Source organism: Streptomyces sp. NPDC058231, from assembly GCF_042882275.1.
Classification (GTDB): domain Bacteria; phylum Actinomycetota; class Actinomycetes; order Streptomycetales; family Streptomycetaceae; genus Streptomyces.
This window is the reverse complement of sequence record NZ_JBHVWN010000001.1, coordinates 180,358-200,641: the sequence shown is the minus strand read 5'-3', so window position 1 is coordinate 200,641 and position 20,284 is coordinate 180,358. Positions and strand designations below refer to the sequence as shown.

The window sequence follows — 20,284 nt, the reverse complement described above, 5'->3', positions numbered from 1 at the left end:
CGGTGGGTCGGTCACGGCCCGGAGCGGGCGGAGTCCGGCTCGTTCGGGCGGGGAGGGGCGGAGTCGCCCCTCCCCGCCCGTGCTAATCGATCGCGAAGCGCCGCAGCGGGCCAGGCAGCCGGGAGCCGGGCGCGGACATGTTCCCGCCGGCGCCGTGCCGGGCCAGCAGATCGAGCACCAGCCGACCCCGGCGGACCCGCTCGCGCGCCGTGTCCAGTGCGACGTCGCGCAGCTGTGCGCCGTACGGGTAGATGCCGGGTGCCTTGGACAGCCCGAACTTGAGATAGATCGGGGCACCGCGACGGATCAGCTCGGCCGCCTCGTACATCCGCACGTAGCCGCCGAGGTCGTCCGGTGCCTCGATGTAGAGATCCATGGGCGCGCCGGACACCCGTCGGATCTCGGTGAGGTGAGCGGGCGTCAGGTCGGACGGGACGTTGACGGAGTCGGCGCCGAGACGCTCGTAGAGCGCGTACGAGGCGGGGTTCACCGGGCCGATGAGCGCCGACACCTTGAACGTCGTATCGGCGGGAAGTGCGCCTTGCGTCCGCAGCCGGTGCAGCGTCCAGAGCACCCCTTCGTCCGCGACCAGCAGGCATTTCACTCCCAACCCGGCTGCCCGCAGGGCGTCTTCGACGCATCCGGCCAGGCCGTCGTGGCCGCGGGCGCGCGGTCCTGCGCCGCCCGAGTCGGTCCGGGTGGAGGCTCCCGTGTCCCAGCTGCCGCGCGGTCCGGTGAACAGGCAGAGCTCGATGCCACGTTCGGCGCAACCCTCCACCATGTCGGTGATCTCGGCGTCGCTCAGCATCCAGATGCCGCTGCCCTGGCTGATCCGGTGGACCGGCACGTCGAGCCGGGCGGACTCCTTCAGTACGGCGGAGAGGGCCTCGGGGCCCTCCACGGACGGGATCTCGGTCCGCCAGGTGCCGCCGTCCGGAAACGCGTACGCGGAGGAGTCGGCCGGGTCGGCCGCGGGCGCGCCCAGCCCGAGCCCGGTGAGGACGGGTTCGCCGGGCCGGCGGACGAGGGAGTCGGATGAGGTCATGAGTGACCCTTCATGTTCGGTATACCGGACGAGGTTCGGGTTATGGGGCGTGCAGGCCGGCGGCGGCACGGGAGGCGCATCATGGCCGCAGCAGCACCTTGCCGGTTCCGGGATCGCCGCCCCCGACCAGCTTCACCGCCTCCGCGAACTCCTCCAGGGGGAATTCGTGAGTGATCAGCGCCGCCGGATCGAGCAGACCGGCCGTGAACGCCCGCACCGCATATGACCAGGCGGCCGACGAGGCCCCGAAGACGCTGCGTACGGTGAGCTGGCTCAGTGACAGATGGACCGGGTCGATGCCGACGGCCCCCGGCGTGAACATGCCCGTGAGCACCACCCGGCCGCCGCGCCGCGCCAGCAGACACGCGTCGGCGGCGGTGGACGGCGCGCCCGCCGTCTCCACGACCAGGTCGTAGCGGCCGCGTACCGCCGTGGCCTCCTCGGGGGAACGCGCCTCGCTCGCGCCGAACGACACTGCCTGGAAGGCCCGTTCGTGCCGCGGGTCGATCACGGTGAGCTCGGCGGGCGACAACGCGGACAGCAGTTGCACGGCGAGCAGTCCGAGTGTCCCCGCACCGACGACGGCGACCCGCTCACCCGGCTCCGGCGCCCCCGCGCGCACCGCCGCTGCGACCACCGCTGCCGGCTCCAGCAAGGCGGCGGCCCGCAGATCGGCGTCGTCGGCCAGCGGATGCAACAGCCGTGCGGGGACGACGACATGGTCGGCGAAGGCCCCGGGCCTGGTGAAGCCCGTCTCGTCGTAACCCGCCGTGCACAGCGAGGTCTCCCCGCTCCGGCACCGTTCGCAGCTGCCGCAGGACCGGAAGCCCTCGGCGACCGTCCGGCGCCCGATCAGCGCCGGGTCGACGCCCGCACCGAGTGCGTCCACGACGCCGGACCATTCGTGGCCGGGCACCACCGGGTAGCGGACGTAGCCCGGGTCGCGGTGGCCGTCGTACACCTCGCGGTCGCTCATGCAGATCCCGGCCGCGGCGACCCGGACCCGTACCTCGCCGGGACCCGGCTGCGGAGCCGGTCCGGTGGTCAGCGTGTGCTCTCCGGGCCGGTCGACGGTGATCGCCCGGGACGGGACGGTGCTCACTTGGGCTGCCTCTTCTCCCAGCCGTCCGCCCACAGGTCGAACCGGGCCTGCTGCTGGGGGAATTCGGCCGCGGCGTCCACATCGAGCTCGACCCCGAGTCCCGGGGCGTGGGAGAGCTCGAAGCAGCCCGTCGCGGGGTCGACCTGCGGAGCACCCTTGACGACCTTCTTGATGTCCGCGTCCGCGAAGTCGTTGAAGTGCTCAAGAATCTTGAAGTTGGGTGTGCATCCCGCGAGCTGGAGGCTGGCCGCGGTCAGCACCGAGCCGCCCACATTGTGCGGCGCGATCAGCGTGTAGTGGGTCTCGGCGGTCGCGGCCAGCTTGCGGGTCTCCAGGATTCCCCCGATATGGCCGACGTCGGGCTGGATGATGTCGGCCGCCTGCGACTCGAAGAGCTCGCGGAACTCGGTCCGGTCATGGATGCGCTCGCCGGTCGCGATCGGCAGGTCGACCTTGCCGGCCACCTTGCTCAGCGCCTTGAGGTTCTCCGGCGGTACCGGCTCCTCCAGCCAGGCGGGGCGGAACGGAGCCATTTCGTGCGCGATCCGCACGGCGGTCGAGGGGCTGAACCGCCCGTGCATCTCCAGCATCAGTTCGGCGTCGGGGCCGATGGCGTCCCGCACGGCCTCGATCAGCGACACCGCGTACCGGGTCTCCTGCTGCCCCAGCTCGAAGTGGCCGGTCCCGAACGGGTCGATCTTCAGGGCGCGGTAGCCGCGCTCGACGACGGCCCGGGCCGCCTTGTGGTACGCCTCGGGGGTGCGCTCGGTGGTGTACCAGCCGTTCGCGTACGCCTTGACGCGGTCCGTCACCTTTCCGCCGAGCAGCTGCCAGACCGGGACACCCAGGGCCTTGCCCTTGATGTCCCAGCAGGCCATCTCGACGACGGCGATGCCGGACATCACTATCTCCCCGGCCCGCCCGTAGTCGCCGTACTTCATCCGGCGTACCAGGTCCTCCACGGCGAACGGGTCGGAGCCGGCGATGTGATTGGCCTCCGCCTCGCGCAGATAGCCGATGAGCGCATCGGTGCGGCCGAGCATCCGGGTCTCACCGACACCGGTGAGACCTTCGTCCGTGTGGACCTGGACGTAGGTGAGGTTGCGCCAGGGCGTGCCGACGACATGTGTGCTGATTCCGGTGATGCGCACGGGAGTTGCCCCTCGACTTGTTCGATATTTCGTCATCCGTTCGAAATCCTGGCGTGACCGTAATGATGTGGCGGGGCGAGTGTCAATGGGGACGTCGGTTCCGGATGGGGTTCACCGGCCGGAAGGCGCCCTAGGCCGGACGGGTCCGCCGGCCGGTCCGGCGGAGGCCCCGTGTGCCGCTCTCGCCGGGCGGGCGGTGGCGCCCGAACCTCCGTATAAAGGGCCCTGAGGGTGTGACAGGGCGGGACACGGCGGAACGCCGGCGAAGGAGGCCCGGGATGGCGCGGGAACGGACCGAGGGGGCGGGGTCGAACGGGGGTGCGAGGCGGGCCGATGGCGCCGGGCGTGCGCCCCGGCGCCTCCGGGAGGACCGCGGGCCCGTACGGTACGGGCCGCCTGCCCCCGATCCGGGGCTGCCGGTAGTGCCGGAACTGGCCCGCGTGCTGGCCGCTGCGGCCGGCCGCAGCGAGCCCGAACCGACCGGCGGCGGCGAGCCCCTGCGCGCGGCGGCCGCCGCCTACTGGACCCGGCGCGGACTGGGCTGCGGACCGGAGCACGTCGCCGCCGCCCCCGGCGCCTCACCGCTGCTGCTCGCCCTCATCGCCGCGCACGGCGGCGACGTCCTCACCCCGCGCCCCTGCCCCGCCACCTGGATCCCGCAGGCGCGGCTGCTCGGCCGGCCCGCCTACCATGTGCCGACACCGGCCGAATGCGGTGGCGTGCCCGACCCGTACGCACTGCTGGAGACCGTACGCAGAGTGCGCGCCGAGGGCGGCAGGCCCCGGCTGCTGCTGATCTCCGTAGTCGACGACCCCACCGCCACCGTCGCCCCGCCGGAGCTCGTCCGCGAGGCGTGCGAGGCGGCGGTCGCCGAGGGACTGCACGTCGTCAGCGACGAGACCTGGCGCGACACTCTGCACCGGCCCCACGACACCGTTCTGCTCAGCCCCGCCGAAATGTGCCCCGACGACGTCACCGTCGTCTGCGACCTCTCCGGCGCGCTGACCCCGTCCGCGTGGCCGGTCGCGGTCGCCAGGTTCCCGGCCACCGAACGGGCGGCGGTGCGGCACGCCCGTACCCTCGACATCCTCACCGCGCTCGGCGCCCTCGTCGCGGGCCCGGTCGCCGCCGCTGCCGCCCATGCGCTGCACGAGCCGGAACCCGTCGCCACCCGGGTCCGGCAGGCGGCCGGGCTGCAGGCGCAGGTCGCCGCCGCCGCCCACCGGGCGGTACTCGCCTCCGGTGCCCTGGCCAGACCCCCGCAGGCCGGCCGCCACCTCTACGCCGACCTCGACCCGCTGCGGTCCCGGCTCGCCGCCCGCGGCGTCACGGACTCGCTCGAACTGGAGGAGTACCTCTCCGAACGGCTCGGCGCGCCCACGCCCGGCGGCCATCGCTTCGGCGACGAACTGGGTGCGCTGCGGGTGCGGCTGGGGACCGGGCCGCTGCTCGGAGCGACCGAGGAGCAGCAGAGGGAGTCCCTCACCGCGGTGGAGCCCCTGGGATTGCCACACGTGGCCCGCGCGCTGAGCATTTTCGGAGCGGCCCTCGACGAACTCCGATGACGGCGACGTACGTGCCGGCGCGCCCGGCACGTGCTCGACGACGTATCTGACGACGGATGCGACGACGCACTCCGAGACGGGAGTCCTGCGATGACGGAACAGACCGAGCGCCCCCGCGCCGGGGCCGCGTCCCCGGCCGCACTCGGTGAGATCGTCTCGCCGCGCCCGCTCGGGGAGGTGAGGGAGTGGCCCGACTCGTTCGCCGACCGGCTCACCGCCCCGCTCCCGGGTGTGCGGGGCATGAGCAGACTGACCAGGGAGCACGCCGTCCGGCCCGGCGCGGAGGGGCTGCGCGGCATCCACCGGCTGCCGTACGCCCCCGAGCCGCTGCCGGCCACCGAGGCGGGCACGAGCTGTGTCACCTGGGCCGGACACGCCAGCTGGGTCGTCCGCACCGGCGGGCTGACCGTCCTCACCGACCCCGTCTGGTCCCGCCGCATCCTCGGCACTCCGGCCAGGATCACACCCGTCGGCGTCCGCTGGGACGATCTGCCGGCCGTCGACGCGGTGGTCATCAGCCACAACCACTACGACCATCTCGACGCCCCCACCCTGCGCAGACTGCCGCCTGACACCCCCATGTTCGTCCCCGCGGGGCTCGGTCGCTGGTGCCGCCGCCGCGGCTTCTCCCGCGTCACCGAGCTCGACTGGTGGGAGCACGCGGAGCTGGGAGGCGTCCGCTTCGACTTCGTGCCTTCCCATCACTGGTCCAAACGGACCCTCACCGACACCTGCCGGTCCCTCTGGGGCGGCTGGGTCATCGGCACGCCCGGGGGCGGGCAGCGGATCTACTTCGCCGGCGACTCCGGCTACGGGCACTGGTTCACGGAGATCGGCCGTCGCCACCCCGGGATCGATCTGGCCCTGCTGCCGATCGGCGCCTACGAACCGCGCTGGTGGCTCGGCGACGTGCACATCGATCCGGAGGAGGCCGTGCAGGCGTACGCGGATCTCGGCGCCCGCGCGATGGCGCCCATGCACTGGGCGACATTCCTGCTCTCGGCGGAGCCTGTGCTCGAACCGCTCACCCGGCTCCGTGCCGCCTGGCAGCGGGCCGGCCACCCGCGCGAGGACCTCTGGGACCTGCCGATCGGCGGGTCCCGGCTGCTGGACGGTGCCCGTACCCCGTGGACACCGCGCGGCATCAGTGGCTGAAGCGGGCCCGCGCCCTGCGCCACACCGCGGGTGTTCCGCTGATCAGGAGCGTCAGAGCGACCGCCGCGACCACGCCCTGCCAGGGCTCGGGGAACAGCAATCCGCCCAGAATGCCGATCAGCTGGTAGGTCGCCGCCCACGCGAAGCAGGCCGGTATGTCCCCCCGGGCGAACCGTCGCATCGGCATCCGTCCCAGCAGGCACGCGAGCATCACCGGTATCCGCCCGGCCGGAACCAGCCGCGACAGCACGAGCACCACGGCGCCGTGCTCGTCCAGCTGCCGTTGCGCCTGAGCCAGCCGCTCCGGTGCCGCGCGGTCGCGGATGGTCCGCAGCCACTTGGAACCGTTCTTCGACCGGACACCGCGCTGTCCCAGCCAGTACAGGCAGATGTCCCCGAGGAAAGCGGCCGACGAGGCGACCGCGAAAACCACCAGCAGCGCGAACGGGTCCGTCTGATGGAACGCCACCACGGCGGCCGAACTCACCAGCGCCCCCGTCGGCACCACCGGCACCAGCGCTCCCAGGGCCACCAGCGCAAACAAGGACGGATAGCCGACCGCCTGCTGCGTCGACTCGGGGGGCAGCTGCCCCACCACCTCGTGGATCACCTGGCCGCCTCCGGCCGCACCCGCTCGCCGTGGTCCAGCCGGTGCACCTTCACGTCCGGTGCCAGCAGCGCCGCCTGCCGGACGAACTCGTCACCCGGTGCGTGGAACTCGTGCGGCCGGATCCCGTCCATGCCGATCGGCCAGTACGTGCCGTAGTGCACCGGCACGGCCGAGCACGGCGCCAGCCGGACCAGCGCCTGCGCGGCCCGTCCCGCGTCCAGATGACTCTGCCCGAGGAACGGGCCCCAGCCGCCGACCGGCAGCAGCGCCACATCCACCGGACCGACCGCCTCCGCCATACCGTCGAAGAGCCCGGTGTCCCCGGCGAAGTAGGTACGGGCCTCGCCCTCGACGACATAGCCCAGTGCGGGCGAGCGGTGCAGACCCACCGGCAGCCGCCGGCCGTCGTGCAGGGCGGGGACGGCCCGCACCCGCACCGCGCCGGCCCGCACCTCGTCCCCGGCCGCCACCTCGGTGATCCGCAGCTGCCGCGCCCGGCGCAGCATCCGCAGCCCCGGCACGGATCGCATCGCGCCCGCCGGCACGATCAGATGGCTGCCGGGCGGGAGGCGGGCCAGCGACGGCAGATGCAGATGGTCGGAGTGCAGATGGGAGACGAGGACGACATCGGCGACGGCGGCCTCGGGGCCCGGCAGCGCGCCGCGGCGCCGGCGCAGGTGCGCGAAGCGGCGCGCGAACAGGGGATCGGTCAGGACGCGGACCCCGGAATCCTCGATGGTGCAGGTGGCATGACCCCACCAGGTGACCTCCACCGGCACCGTCCGCCTCCCGACCGTCGTGACTCCTCGTTCCGGTCCCCCGAGCGTAGTGCCGGGACAGGTGGACGGAGGGCGCGCGGGGGTGCCGCGTCCGCCGGGGCCGCCGAACCGCCCCCTGCCCGGCGGGCCGCCCGGCGCGGCGGCGGTTCGTCAGTCCGTCAGTCCCAGCGCCCCCGCCGCCTGGATCGCCAGCCAGACCTCCGCCAGCGCCCCGGTCGACGACAGATCGCGGCCGGCCAGCGCGCCGAACCGCCGCAGCCGGTACGTCAGGGTGTTCGGATGGATGTGGAGCGCGGCCGCGGCCGTCTCCGTGCGGCGGTCGCGCTCCATCCAGGTGCGGGCGGAGACCAGCAGCTGCGAGTCGTGCGTCTCGTCGTAGCGCAGCACCTCGCCCAGGACGTGCTCGACCAGCGCGGTGAGCACCGCCGGGTCGTCAGGCAGCCAGCGGCCCATCGAGTCGTCCCCGTAACGGATCACCGGGCGCCCCGACTCGACGGCCTTCGAGACCGCCCAGAGCGCCTCGCGCTGCGCCACCCGCAGCGCCGCGCCCGGCAGGAACGGGCGGCTCATCCCGGCCGCCACGCCCGGCAGCCCGCCGATCTCCACGGCCAGCTGCGGCGCCCCCAGGACATAGCGGTCCTCACCTCGGGTGAGCAGCAGATGCGGATGGTTCTGGAGGCAGCGCAGCAGTGCCTCGTCCGTGGTCTGCCTGACCACGAGCAGCACGGTGTCGCCCTCGATCGCGTGCCGGGCGAGCCTGCGCCGTGCCGCCTCCGGGTCGAGGACCTCCTGGAGCAGCTCGGCGAGGGTCTCCGCCCCCTCGCGGCGCAGCGTCTCGCGCTCGGTGCGCACCATCGCCACCCGCAGCGCCGCGACCGTGGCGATGTGCTGGACGACGGCGAGCCCGGCGGGCTGGGCGCCCTCGCGTTCGTACGCCACGAGGAAGCCCGCCGGACCGCCGGGCGCCGGAACGGGCAGCACGAAGCCGCCGGGGACGGTCGGCGGGGCGTCGACCGAATCGGGCAGTACTCCGGGCTCGGGAACCGGCACGCCGGGCAGCAGCGGGCGCCCCTGGGGCGTACAGAGGTACACGTCGTACCCCGACAGGCGTTCGAGTCGGCGCATCAGTGTGGGGGTGTCGAGATCCTCGGCGACCAGCCAGCGCAGCGAACCGAACACCTGCAGCTGGGCGCCGAGCCGGTGCCGGGCGTCCTCCTGCACGGAGGCGGCGACCTCCTGGGAGACCGCGATGAACGGCACGGCGAGCGGCACTTCCAGGACCGGGAAGCCGCGCTCCTCGGCCGCCCGGAAGAACGCGTCGTGCAGCGGGGGCATGTGCAGCTGCGCCGAGAGGGCCAGTCCCGAGACCCCGGCGTCGTCGAGCCGCTCCAGATACGCGCGCTGTCCGGCGGCGGTACGGGGGATCGCCAGACCCGTCGTCATGATCACCTCGGCGCCGAGCAGCCAGGGTGTCGGATCGGCCAGTTCGCTCGCGTGCGCCCAGGACACGGACCGGCCCAGACCGCTGCTGCCGGCCTTCACGGAGAGCTGGAGCGCGGGGTAGGAAAGCAGGTCCTCCACGGTCAGTTTGTCGTTGGCCACAGACAACAGGCTATCCCTTTGTGACTTTCACAATTGCCGCACTCCGCTCGGGACCACAGACTGAGGGGCCAGCACTCATGAATGAACAGTAGGTGGAGCGCCCGTGACCACTTCGATCACCGAAGTCGAGACCAACGGCGTGGAGCGGATACCCGAGGCGGACCGCACCGCACGTCCCATCGACCTGTTCCGGCTCGCCTTCGGCGGCGCCAACACCTTCGCCACCTGTGTGCTCGGCGCGTTCCCGATCCTGTTCGGACTCTCCTTCTGGCAGGGGCTGGCCGCGACCGTGCTGGGCCTGCTGGTCGGCGCCCTGCTGCTCGCCCCGATGGCTCTGTTCGGGCCGGCCAACGGCACCAACAACGCCGTCTCCTCCTCCGCCCACCTGGGCGTGCACGGCCGGATCGTCGGCTCCTTCCTCTCACTGCTCACCGCGGTCGCGTTCTTCTCGATCTCGGTCTGGTCCTCGGGGGACGCACTCGTCGGAGGGGCCCACCGGCTCGCCGGACTCCCCGAGTCCGACGTGAGCTACGGCGTCGCCTACGCGATCTTCGCCGGACTGGTCCTGGTCGTCTGCGTCTACGGCTTCCGGTTCATGCTGATGGTCAACAAGATCGCCGTCATTGCGGCCTCGGCGCTCTTCGTCCTCGGCGCCTTCGCCTTCGCCGGGGACTTCGACGCGGGGTACGCGGGCGCCTTCGCCTCGACCGCCGATCCGCTCTTCTGGCCGGCCTTCATCGGCTCCGCGCTGATCGTCCTGTCCAACCCGGTCTCGTTCGGCGCCTTCCTCGGGGACTGGTCCCGCTACATCCCGACCGCGACGCCGCGCCGCCGGGTCATGGGCGCCGCGTTCCTCGCCCAGGCCGCCACCCTGCTGCCGTTCCTCTTCGGCCTGGCCACCGCCTCGATCATCGCGACGAAGGCCGCCAAGTACGTCGACCCGGCCGCCCCCAACTATGTCGGCGGGCTGCTCGCCATCTCGCCCGGCTGGTACTTCCTGCCGCTCTGCCTGATCGCTCTGATCGGCGGTCTCTCCACCGGCACGACCGCGCTGTACGGCACCGGGCTCGACGTCTCCAGCGTCTTCACCCGCTTCAGCCGGGTCCAGTCGACGTTCTTCATCGGCGCCCTGTCGATCGCCTTCATCTTCGTCGGCCGCTTCGCACTCAACCTCGCGCAGTCCATCTCCACCTTCGCCACCCTGATCATCACGTGCACCGCCCCGTGGATGATCGTCATGGCCCTGGGCTATCTCACCCGGCGCGGCTGGTACGACGCGGACGCCCTCCAGGTCTTCAACCGCCGTCAGTCCGGTGGACGCTACTGGTTCAACCACGGCTGGAACTGGCGCGCCATGTCCACCTGGGTGATCTCCGCCGTGGTGGCGCTCCTCTTCACCAACCTGCCCGGCCAGTTCGTCGGTCCGCTCGGCAACCTCGCGAACGGCGCGGACATCTCCCTGCCGGTCGGCCTCGCCCTGGCGGCCGTGCTGTACCTCACGCTGCTCGCCGTCTTCCCCGAGCCGCGCGCGGTGTACGGACCGGACGGACCCCGGATCGTCCGGGCGTCGGACACCGAGGTCCCGCCGATCACCGGCGATACGGACGAGGCCGCCGCCCCCGAGCCCGCCGCCGTCCGCTGAGCGCCCGCCCCGCCCGTAACCAGGAGTCATCCATGAGCACGCCCGAGCCCGCCGCCGTCCAGGAGATCCGGGCCGCCGCCGACGCTCTCGTCGCCGCCTTCGCCGAGGGGCGCCTCGACGACTACTTCGGTGCCTTCGCCCCGGACGCCACCTTCGTCTTCCACTCCACCCCGCAGCGGCTCGCCTCCACGGCCGAGTACCGCGAGCTGTGGCAGCAGTGGGTGACCGAGGACGACTTCCGGATCCTTGGCTGCACCTCCACCGGACAGCTGATCCAGCACCTCGGCGCGACCGCCGTCTTCAGCCACGACGTGGAGACCACGATCGCCACCCGCGCGGGTGAGGAGACCGTCCACGAGCGGGAGACGATCGTCTTCGCCCGCGCGGATGACGGCAGCTGGCCCGCCGTGCACGAGCACCTCTCCGCCCGCACCACGAGCTGACCCGGGGCCCGACCGGCGCCCGCACCGCGGGTGACCGCGAGCTCCATCCGTACCGCCGCCCGAACACGAGAGAGACCGGTTCCATGAGCACCACGTTCCGCAATTACATCGACGGCGTCTTCGCGGACGCCTCGGACGGCCGCACGCTCGATGTCGTGGACCCCAGCACCGGTGATGTCTATGCCACCGCCCCGCTCTCCGGCGCCGCGGACGTCGAGGCGGCGATGGCGGCCGCCGCCGCCGCGTTCCCCGTCTGGCGCGACACCACCCCCTCCGTGCGCCAGCTGGCCCTGCTGAAGATCGCCGACGCGATGGAGGCGCGCGCCGACGAGCTCGTGGCGGCGGAGAGCCGGGACACCGGCAAGCCGCTCCACCTCACCCGCAGCGAGGAGCTGGACCCCGCCATCGACCAGGTCCGCTTCTTCGCGGGTGCGGCGCGGATGCTCGAAGGCCGCTCGGCCGGCGAGTACATGGAGGGGATGACCTCGATCATCCGCCGTGAGCCGGTCGGCGTCTGCGCCCAGGTCGCACCGTGGAACTACCCGCTGCTCATGGCCGTGTGGAAGTTCGCCCCCGCGCTCGCCGCGGGCAACGCCGTTGTCCTCAAGCCCTCGGACACCACCCCGGCCTCCACCGTGCTCATCGCCGAGATCATCGGCGGTGTGCTGGAGTCCCTGGAGCTGCCCCGCGGCATCTTCAACGTCATCTGCGGCGACCGGGAGACCGGCCGGATGATGGTCGAGCACCCGACCCCGGCGATGGCCTCCATCACCGGTTCGGTACGGGCCGGCATCCAGGTCGCGCAGAGCGCGGCCAAGGACGTCAAGCGCGTCCACCTGGAGCTGGGCGGCAAGGCCCCGGCCGTCGTCTTCGAGGACGCGGACCTGGAGAAGGCGGTCGAGGACCTGATCGTCGGCGGCTTCTTCAACGCCGGACAGGACTGCACGGCCGCGACCCGCGTGCTCGTCCAGGAATCGGTCCACGACGAGTTCGTCGCCGCGCTGGCCAAGGCCGCCGCGGACACGAAGACCGGGCAGCCGGACGACGAGGACGTGCTCTACGGCCCGCTGAACAACGCCGGCCAGCTCGCCCAGGTCACGGGCTTCATCGAGCGGCTCCCCTCCCACGCGAAGGTCGAGGCGGGCGGTCACCGGGTCGGCGAGAAGGGCTACTTCTACGCCCCGACCGTCGTCTCCGGTCTGCAGCAGGACGACGAGATCGTCCAGAACGAGGTCTTCGGCCCCGTCATGACCGTCCAGTCCTTCACGGACGAGGAGCAGGCCGTCGCGTACGCCAACGGCGTCGAGTACGCCCTCGCCTCGTCCGTGTGGACCAAGGACCACGCCCGCGCGATGCGGATGTCCAAGAACCTCGACTTCGGCTGCGTGTGGATCAACACCCACATGGCGCTCGTCGCCGAGATGCCGCACGGCGGGTTCAAGAAGTCCGGTTACGGCAAGGACCTCTCCGCGTACGGCTTCGAGGACTACACCCGCATCAAGCACGTCATGACCTCGCTCTGACGCACGCCACTCCCGCGCCCCGGCCCCGGGCCCGTCCCGGAGCCGGGGCGCAGTGGCGTTCCCGCGCGCTCCTCCCGTCCTGACATGCGCCTTTTTGTACGGGAGCCGGAGGGGTAGGGTCGCCCGTACGCCTAGACGGGGGGAACGGCATGGAGGACGTACGCGTGGCGGCCATCGCCAGTCTCACGCCGCTCGAAGAACTCGACAGCGACCCGTTCCTCGTGGACACCCGCAGCCAGCAGGCCATGTGCGCCCGCTGGGCCGCCGACAAGGGCTACGTCGTCACACGGCAGCTGCGTCTTTACGGCCTGCGCCCCGACCACCATGCCCTGTGGGCGGATGTCGACGGCGGTGACATCGAACTCTTCGTGGCTCCCAACGACCGGGTGCTCGCCCGGGCCCTCACCTCGGTCCCGGAGTTCGCCGCGGAGTGCGAACGGCGCGGCGTGCGCCTGGAGTTCGCCGCTCTCGACGAGCCGTCGTACAGCGCCCGGACGAAGGCGAGCGTGCACCGTCGCCTCTCCATGCCGACCGCCGGGTACGACGGCTGCTGACCCGGCCGGTCACCGCAGGCACGCAGGCGTGGACCGGCGCACGGACCCGCTGTGAAATTCTGGGGGACGGGTCCGGAACGGCGGGGCCCGGACGCGTGAGGTGGGAACGGCGTGGCTGACGGGAGATGGCGGACGGTCGGCAGTGCCCTGATGCGGGTGATCCTGGTCTGGGCCGTCTCGACCCTCACCCTGCTGGTGCTCGCCGCGATCCTGCCCGACTTCCAGCTCCAGTCGGACGACGGCGACAGCATCACCAGGATCGCGTTCACCGCGGCCTGGGGCGCGGGCGCCTTCGGCCTGCTCTCCGTGCTGGTCTGGCCGGTCCTCGTAAGGGCGCTGCTCATCGTGCCCGCCCTCGTCCTCGGCGCGCTGGTCTTCTTCCTCAACGGCTCGCTGCTGCTCGTCGCCCTGCGGCTCGTCCCGAACGGGCACGGCGCCGCCAACCCCGAGACCGCGGTCGTCGTCGCCGCCGTGATGTCCGCCGTCGCCTCCGCGACCTCCACCGCACTCGCGGTCCGCGACGACAACGCCTACCGGCGCAGGCTCTCGCGCCTCGCCGACCGGCGTCGCCGTCGCAGCGGCAGGGCCGGCAGCCCGGACGGCGGCCGCGGCGGACCGCCGGGAACGGTCTTCATCCAGCTCGACGGCGTCGGCCACGACGTCCTCGCGCGGGCCGCCGCCGACGGTCTGATGCCCACCGTCGCGCAGTGGCTCGCCGACCGGGCCGGCCACCGGCTCATACCGTGGCGCACCGACTGGTCCAGCCAGACCGGCGCCAGTCAGCTCGGCATCCTGCACGGCAGCAACTTCGACGTACCCGCCTTCCGCTGGTACGAGAAGGAGGCCGGAGACGTCATGGTCTCCAGCAGACCCGCGAGCGCCCTCGAACTGCAGCGCCGCGCCATGGTGCGCACCCATGACGGCGGACTGCTGACCCTGGACGGCGCCAGCCGCGGCAATCTCTTCAGCGGCGGCGCCGGCCAGCTCGCGCTCGTCCTGTCGATGGCCGCCCGGCGCGGCAAGGGCCGCCGTTCCAGGGCCGGATATTTCGCCTACTTCGCCGACCCGGCCAACGCCGTCCGTACCGCGCTGTCGTTCGTCGCCGAGGTCGGGCGCGAGATCGGCCAGTCGACCCGCGCCCGGATCCGGAAGGACACCCCCCGGATCAAGCGCGGCGGGCTCTACCCCTTCATCCGCGCCTTCGCGACCGTCGTCGAACGCGATGTGGTGGTCGCCGCCGTCATCGGGGACATGTTCGCCGGGCGCACCGCCGTCTACGCCGACCTGGTCGCCTACGACGAAGTGGCACACCACTCCGGGCCGCACAGCCGCGACGCGGAGAAGGTCCTGGCCCGTCTGGACCGGTCGCTCGCCCTGATCGACAAGATCGCCGAGCACACCCCGCGCACCTACCGGATCGTGCTGCTCTCCGACCACGGGCAGAGCCCCGGGGAGACCTTCGCGGGGGCGTACGGACTGACGCTCAGGGACTTGGTGCGGGCGGGCTGCGGGCTGCCCGTGCCCAGACGGGCGCAGCGCACCAGAAGCGGCTCGGAGGCCCGTGACGCGGTACGGATCGCGCTGCACCGGCCCGTCGAGGAGGGCGGGACGGAACCCGCCGCGGTCCCCTCCGACCCGGTGGTGCTCGCCTCCGGGAACCTCGGCCTCATCTCCTTCCCCGACATCGACGGGCGGGCCAGCCGCGAACAGCTCGACCGCCGTCACCCCGCGCTGCTGGGCACCCTCGCCGACCACCCCGGCATCGGTTTCCTGCTGGTCCGCAGCGAGCGGCACGGATCGGTGGTGCTGGGGCGCGGCGGAGCCGAGGTCCCGGTGGCGGAACTGGCGGACGGAGAGGGCCCGCTGGCCCCGTTCGGCCCCGGTGCGGCGGACGCGGTGCGGCGCACCGACACCTTCCCGCACGTCGCCGACGTCATGGTCAACTCGATGTACGACCCCGTCACGGGCCGCGTGCACGCCTTCGAGGAACAGATCGGCTCGCACGGCGGGCTGGGCGGTGAACAGACCCGCCCGTTCCTGCTCTGGCCGCGCTCCATGTCGGAGCCGGTCGCCGCCCGGAACGTCGGCGGGCCGGCAGCCGGCGGCGGGGACGGTGCGCCGCCGCTGGTGGGGGCCGAGCAGGTGCACGCGGTACTGCGGCGCTGGCTGCGCGAGGGCTCAGGACCGCAGATACCGCTGACCCCGGACGGCGCTTCCGACGAGACGGACGGGACGGTGGCGGCGGCCGGCTGAGCGGCGTTGTCAGTGGTGGGCGGCAGGATGGGGTCCATGACGAACTCAGCTGTCGTGCTCGCCGATGCCGCCGCCTACGCCGCCGCGGTCGAACAGGCGTCGGCGGCCGCCGCCGCTTACTACGCCACCGGCGAGAGCACGCTCGACGACGACACGTACGACCGGCTGGCGCGGGCGATCGCCGCGTACGAGGAGGCGCACCCGCAGGACCTGCTGCCCGCCTCGCCGACCGGGAAGGTCGCCGGCGGCGCCGCGGGCGGGGACGTGCCGCACACGGTGCCGATGCTCTCCCTGGACAACGTGTTCTCCGCCGAGCAGTTCGCCACCTGGACGGCCTCCCTGGAGCGGCGGATCGGCAGACCGGTCGCCGCCTGGAGCGTGGAGCCGAAGCTCGACGGGCTCGCGGTCGCCGCCCGTTACCGGGCGGGCCGCCTGGAGCGTCTGATCACCCGGGGCGACGGCACCGCGGGCGAGGACGTGTCGCATGCGATCGGCACCGTCGTCGGGCTCCCGGAGCGGCTCGTCGCGCCTGTGACGATCGAGGTGCGCGGCGAGATCCTGATGACGAACGAGCAGTTCGAACAGGCCAATACGGTGCGTACCGAACACGGCGGAGACCCCTTCGCCAACCCGAGGAACGGCGCGGCGGGCACCCTCCGTGCCAAGGACCGCCCCTACGTCGTCGAGATGACGTTCTTCGCGTACGGAGCCCTCCCGCTGCCCGAGTCCGGCGAGCTGACCGGCGCCCTGGCCGAACTCCCGCACAGCGAGGTCCTGACGTACGTCGCCGGGCTCGGCGTGCACACCGCGGCGGACACGGAAGTGGCGCCGCGCACCGTCAACACGGCCGAGGAGGTGCAGGCCCGCATCGAGGAAATCGCCGCGCTGCGCGCCTCGTTGCCCTTCGGTATCGACGGCATCGTGATCAAGGCCGATCTCGCTGCCGACCAGCGCGAGGCCGGTTCGGGTACCAGGGCGCCACGCTGGGCGATCGCGTACAAACTCCCGGCCGTCGAGAAGGTCACCCGGCTCCTGGGCGTCGAATGGAACGTCGGCAGGACCGGCATCATCGCCCCACGTGCCGTACTCGAGCCGGTCGAGATCGACGGATCGACCGTCAGCTACGCCACGCTGCACAACCCGGCCGACATCACCCGCCGCGATCTGCGACTGGGCGACCGGGTGATGGTCTACAAGGCCGGCGACATCATTCCGCGCATCGAGGCGCCCGTCGCCCATCTGCGGACCGGCGACGAGCAGCCGATCGTATTCCCCGAGACCTGCCCGCAGTGCGGTTCGGAGATCGACACCGGTGAACAGCGCTGGCGTTGTGTCCGCGGGCGCAACTGCCGCCTCGTCGCTTCCATCTCGTACGCGGCGGGCCGCGACCAGCTCGACATCGAAGGGCTCGGCGCGACCCGTGTGGTCCAGCTGGTCGACGCCGGACTGGTCGCCGACTTCGCCGATCTCTTCACACTCGAACGCGAGCAACTGCTCGGCCTGGAACGGATGGGCGAGACCAGTACCGACAATCTGCTGGCCGCCATCGGGGCGGCGCGTACCCGCCCGCTCTCCCGTGTCTTCTGTGCGCTCGGCGTCCGGGGTACCGGGCGCTCCATGTCGCGGCGGGTCGCCCGCCACTTCGCGACCATGGACCACATCCGCGCCGCCGATGCCGACACGCTCCAGCTGGTGGACGGCATCGGCAAGGAGAAGGCGGCCGCGGTGGTGGCGGAACTGACCGAGCTCACCCCGCTGATCGAGAAGCTGATCGCGGCCGGGGTCAACATGACGGAGCCCGGGGCGACGCCGCCGCCGGCACCTGGGGAGGAAGGCACGGACCCGACGGCTGCCGCCGCGGACGGCGGCCCGGCCGCCGGACGGCCCCTGGACGGGATGACCGTGGTCGTCACCGGAGCGATGACCGGCCCGCTGGAGAAGCTCTCCCGGAACCAGATGAACGAGCTCATCGAGCGGGCCGGAGGGAAGTCCTCGTCCAGTGTCTCCAAGCGCACCGCACTGCTGGTCGCCGGTGAGAAGGCCGGGTCCAAGCGCACCAAGGCGGAGGACCTGGGCGTGCGGATCGCGGCACCGGACGAATTCGCCGAACTGATCGCCGATTTCCTGCCCTCGGAGGTGTGACGGACGCGAACTCCTTGCAATGTGCGGGGGAGTAGCTTTCTCTGCCTTCCTATTGCACAGTGAGGGCTCGCTCGAGCCTTGCTGTCAGCGGGTCGACGGGTGCACGGGCGGCTGACGCAGCAGCCAGGGGCGAGGGGCGATGCATGCTGTGCCGGCCGGTCCGGCGCGGGTGCATCGTCGACCTGCGTGCGAGGGCGGCCCGGCACCCCGGCGCGCACGGCATCCGAGCCCGGACGTCAGGAGTCGAGAGATCTCAGATAGGCCGCGGTCTCCAGGTCGGCGGGCAGGAACGTCTCGATCGCCAGCTCGGCCACCGTCACATCCATCGGCGTGTTGAACGTCGCGATGGAGGAGACGAACGTGAGCACCCGTCCGTCGTGCTCGATCACCATCGGGAGCGCGAACGGCAACGCCGACGGCGGTTCCGCGGGCTCGTCGTCCCCGTCGCCACCCCGTACGGGTACGGCATAGGCGGCGACCTCCTCGTACAGCTCGCGCAGCTCCGCCGAGCGAGCCAGGGCGATCTGACGCTCCATCTGCGCCAGCAGGTCGGCCCGCCACGCCCGCAGATTGCGGATCCGCGGGGCGAGGCCCTCCGGGTGGAGGGTGATCCGCATCGCGTTCGACGGGGGTGCGAGCAGATGCCCGGCGACTCCGTCCAGCAGCATCGCGATACCCCGATTGGCGGCCACCACGGTGTACGTCGCGTCGACGACGAGCGCAGGGTACGGGTCGTACCCCCGCAACAGCTGCTCCATGCCGTCGCGCAGAGCGCCCATCGCCGGGTCGTCGAGCGCGGTCTGCGCGTATCGGGGCGCGTAACCGGCCACCACCAGCAGCGCGTTGCGCTCCCTCACCGGGATGTCCAGATGCTCGGACAGCCGCAGGACCATCTCCTCGCTGGGCCGGGAGCGCCCCGTCTCGATGAACGAGATGTGACGGGCCGAGGAGTCGGCACGCAGCGCCAGTTCCAGCTGACTCATCCGGCGCTGCTCCCGCCAGCTGCGCAGCAGTGGCCCTACCCCCGTGTCAGGCGCGACAGTTGTCATACGAAGACCGTAACGTCACCGGCACCGCACACCGGAATCCGACCTCGTGAAGGAGCCGCCCCATGCCCGCCGCACCGTTGTCGCAGAAAGAGATCGAGGATCGGCTCCGCGAATTGCCCGGCTGGGCGCTGGAGGAGGACCGGATCACCCGCACGTACCGCTTCCCCTCGCACTTCGCCGCCGCCGCGCTGACCGTCCATGTCGCACAGATCCAGGACGAGCTGAACCATCACTCGGACCTGACGCTCGGCTACAACACCGTTTCCCTGGCGGTGCACACGCACGACGCCGGGGGTGCGGTCACCGAGAAGGACCTGACGCTGGCCGCGAGAGTGGAGGCGATCGCCGCGGGGCACAGCGCGGCATGACGGAACGAGGGGTGCGGTGCCGTCCTGGCGCGCCGCACCCCTCACCGCTGCCGCCCTCGGGGCCGAGCCGCCCAGGCCGTGCGTGCCGCCGGAGCTTCCGCTCACGCGGGGCCGTCTCGGTGGAGGTACGGGAGCACCGGAGGCGCCTTGTCTTGCCGAACCGGCAAGAAAATTGGCCGGCGGCCCGGAGCACAGGGAGGCTTGCCGGCATGACCACCCACACCGATCACGGCTCCCACCACGCCGGCACCCACGGGCACCACGACCGCGCCACGCACAGCCACCGCCACGACGACACCGAGTTCGACTGGGATGTCATGGGCCCGCTGCTGGAGCAGAACGGCGAGCTCAGCACCCCCCAGTACACGGCTGCGGCCCGATGGATCGCCGGACTGCCCACCGCCCCGCGTGTGCGCAGGGTTCTCGACATCGGCAGCGGCCCCGGAGTGATCGCCTGTCTGCTCGCCGAGGAGTTCCCCCAGGCCGAAGTCGTCGCCGTGGACGGCACCCCGGCGCTCCTGGAGCACACCAGGGCCCGCGCCGACCGCCTCGGACTCGGCGACCGCGTCCGTACCCTGCACGCCGCGCTCCCCGACGAGCTGGCGAAACTGGGCGAGGCGGACCTCATCTGGGCGGGCAACGCGCTGCACCACATGGGGGACCAGCGTGCCGCGCTCGCGGGATTCGCCGGGCTGCTGCGCCCCGGTGGCACCGTGGCCCTGGTCGAGGGCGGGCTGCCGCCCCGTCAGCTGCCGCGCGACATCGGCTTCGGCCGACCGGGCCTGGAGGCCCGCCTGGACGCGCTCACCGCGGAGCGGTTCGAGGAGATGCGGGCGGCCCTGCCGGGCGCCACCAGGGAGACCGAGGACTGGAGCGCCCTCTTCGCCGCGGTGGGGCTCGCCCCGCAGGGCACCCGCAGCTTCCTGCTCGACCTGCCCGCACCCCTGTCCGGCCCGGCTCTCGGCCATGTCGTCGCCGAGTTCACCCGCCGCCGGGAAGCGCTCGCCGACCAGCTCGCCGCCGACGACGTCGCGGCGCTCGACCGGCTGCTCGATCCCGAGGATCCGGCCGGTCTGCACCACCGCCCCGACGTCTTCCTGCTGACGGCGCGCACGGTCCACCTGGGTCGGCGCGCCTGACGCAGCCCCACGGTCACGACGCCGGTACGACGGCCGGTGCGGCGTCCGCGCCGAGGGCGGGGTTCCCGCGGGTTCACCGATCACGTGCGGCCGCCGCCCCGCGGGGCGCCGCGGGGGGGGGGCCCCCCCTCCGCGGGTGGCGGTGGGGGGGGGCGGGGGCCC

At 72.5% G+C, this 20,284-nt stretch carries 17 protein-coding genes; 10 read left to right on the top strand and 7 right to left on the bottom strand.

All coding sequences use genetic code 11. From position 1 onward, the window contains the following. Nucleotides 1–82: 82 nt before the first annotated feature. The 3 genes from ACFVXE_RS00795 to ACFVXE_RS00785 form a co-directional block, all read right to left on the bottom strand. Nucleotides 83–1,045: a hypothetical protein gene (locus tag ACFVXE_RS00795; RefSeq protein WP_389667816.1), complete on the bottom strand. Its 963-nt coding sequence runs from the start codon at nt 1,043–1,045 to the stop codon at nt 83–85. A gap of 79 nt (nt 1,046–1,124) precedes the next feature. Further along, nucleotides 1,125–2,147: a zinc-binding dehydrogenase gene (locus ACFVXE_RS00790; RefSeq protein WP_389667814.1), complete on the bottom strand. Its 1,023-nt coding sequence runs from the start codon at nt 2,145–2,147 to the stop codon at nt 1,125–1,127. Continuing rightward, nucleotides 2,144–3,298 carry a mandelate racemase/muconate lactonizing enzyme family protein gene (locus tag ACFVXE_RS00785; RefSeq protein ID WP_389667812.1) on the bottom strand — a complete coding sequence of 385 codons (1,155 nt, stop codon included), beginning with the start codon at nt 3,296–3,298 and terminating at the stop codon, nt 2,144–2,146. The genes ACFVXE_RS00790 and ACFVXE_RS00785 overlap by 4 nt, the downstream gene beginning before the upstream one ends. 422 nt (nt 3,299–3,720) lie before the next feature. Between ACFVXE_RS00785 and ACFVXE_RS00780 the strand changes: the two genes are divergently transcribed. Next, nucleotides 3,721–4,863 (top strand): aminotransferase class I/II-fold pyridoxal phosphate-dependent enzyme, encoded by a 1,143-nt coding sequence (locus ACFVXE_RS00780; RefSeq protein ID WP_389667810.1) that lies wholly within the window; start codon nt 3,721–3,723, stop codon nt 4,861–4,863. Between the two features lie 90 nt (nt 4,864–4,953). After that, nucleotides 4,954–6,018: an MBL fold metallo-hydrolase gene (locus ACFVXE_RS00775; protein WP_389667808.1), complete on the top strand. Its 1,065-nt coding sequence runs from the start codon at nt 4,954–4,956 to the stop codon at nt 6,016–6,018. Here ACFVXE_RS00775 and ACFVXE_RS00770 read toward each other — a convergent pair. The 3 genes from ACFVXE_RS00770 to ACFVXE_RS00760 form a co-directional block, all read right to left on the bottom strand. Then, nucleotides 6,008–6,628, bottom strand: a complete 621-nt coding sequence (locus tag ACFVXE_RS00770) for a DedA family protein (RefSeq protein WP_389667806.1) — start codon at nt 6,626–6,628, stop codon at nt 6,008–6,010. The genes ACFVXE_RS00775 and ACFVXE_RS00770 overlap by 11 nt on opposite strands. Beyond that, nucleotides 6,625–7,407, bottom strand: a complete 783-nt coding sequence (locus ACFVXE_RS00765; RefSeq protein ID WP_389667804.1) for an MBL fold metallo-hydrolase — start codon at nt 7,405–7,407, stop codon at nt 6,625–6,627. The genes ACFVXE_RS00770 and ACFVXE_RS00765 overlap by 4 nt, the downstream gene beginning before the upstream one ends. Nucleotides 7,408–7,557: 150 nt before the next feature. Next, nucleotides 7,558–9,009, bottom strand: coding sequence for a PucR family transcriptional regulator (locus tag ACFVXE_RS00760; protein WP_389667802.1), 1,452 nt, complete (start codon nt 9,007–9,009; stop codon nt 7,558–7,560). A 103-nt stretch (nt 9,010–9,112) separates the two neighbouring features. Between ACFVXE_RS00760 and ACFVXE_RS00755 the strand changes: the two genes are divergently transcribed. From ACFVXE_RS00755 to ligA, 6 genes are all read left to right on the top strand, one after another. Beyond that, nucleotides 9,113–10,651, top strand: coding sequence for a purine-cytosine permease family protein (locus tag ACFVXE_RS00755; RefSeq protein WP_389667800.1), 1,539 nt, complete (start codon nt 9,113–9,115; stop codon nt 10,649–10,651). Between the two features lie 32 nt (nt 10,652–10,683). Beyond that, complete coding sequence (locus ACFVXE_RS00750; protein WP_389667798.1) at nt 10,684–11,094, top strand: YybH family protein; 411 nt, start codon at nt 10,684–10,686, stop codon at nt 11,092–11,094. Nucleotides 11,095–11,177: 83 nt separating this feature from the next. Continuing rightward, the gene (locus tag ACFVXE_RS00745) at nt 11,178–12,617 is read left to right on the top strand and encodes a gamma-aminobutyraldehyde dehydrogenase (RefSeq protein WP_389667796.1); all 1,440 of its coding nucleotides are present in this window, start codon (nt 11,178–11,180) and stop codon (nt 12,615–12,617) included. A 149-nt stretch (nt 12,618–12,766) separates the two neighbouring features. Beyond that, nucleotides 12,767–13,171 carry a hypothetical protein gene (locus ACFVXE_RS00740; RefSeq protein ID WP_389667794.1) on the top strand — a complete coding sequence of 135 codons (405 nt, stop codon included), beginning with the start codon at nt 12,767–12,769 and terminating at the stop codon, nt 13,169–13,171. Between the two features lie 111 nt (nt 13,172–13,282). Further along, on the top strand, nt 13,283–15,424 hold the full coding sequence (locus ACFVXE_RS00735; RefSeq protein WP_389667792.1) for a phage holin family protein: 2,142 nt from the start codon (nt 13,283–13,285) through the stop codon (nt 15,422–15,424). 27 nt (nt 15,425–15,451) lie between these two features. Further along, on the top strand, nt 15,452–17,566 hold the full coding sequence (gene ligA / locus ACFVXE_RS00730; RefSeq protein WP_389667791.1) for an NAD-dependent DNA ligase LigA: 2,115 nt from the start codon (nt 15,452–15,454) through the stop codon (nt 17,564–17,566). Between the two features lie 236 nt (nt 17,567–17,802). Here the strand turns inward: ligA and ACFVXE_RS00725 are convergent, their stop codons facing one another. Further along, nucleotides 17,803–18,615: a helix-turn-helix domain-containing protein gene (locus ACFVXE_RS00725; RefSeq protein ID WP_389667789.1), complete on the bottom strand. Its 813-nt coding sequence runs from the start codon at nt 18,613–18,615 to the stop codon at nt 17,803–17,805. Between the two features lie 62 nt (nt 18,616–18,677). Here ACFVXE_RS00725 and ACFVXE_RS00720 point away from each other — a divergent pair, with 62 nt between their 5' ends. Beyond that, nucleotides 18,678–18,983 (top strand): 4a-hydroxytetrahydrobiopterin dehydratase, encoded by a 306-nt coding sequence (locus ACFVXE_RS00720; protein WP_389667788.1) that lies wholly within the window; start codon nt 18,678–18,680, stop codon nt 18,981–18,983. Between the two features lie 209 nt (nt 18,984–19,192). Next, nucleotides 19,193–20,122 carry a class I SAM-dependent methyltransferase gene (locus ACFVXE_RS00715; RefSeq protein ID WP_389667786.1) on the top strand — a complete coding sequence of 310 codons (930 nt, stop codon included), beginning with the start codon at nt 19,193–19,195 and terminating at the stop codon, nt 20,120–20,122. The last annotated feature ends 162 nt before the right edge of the window (nt 20,123–20,284 follow it).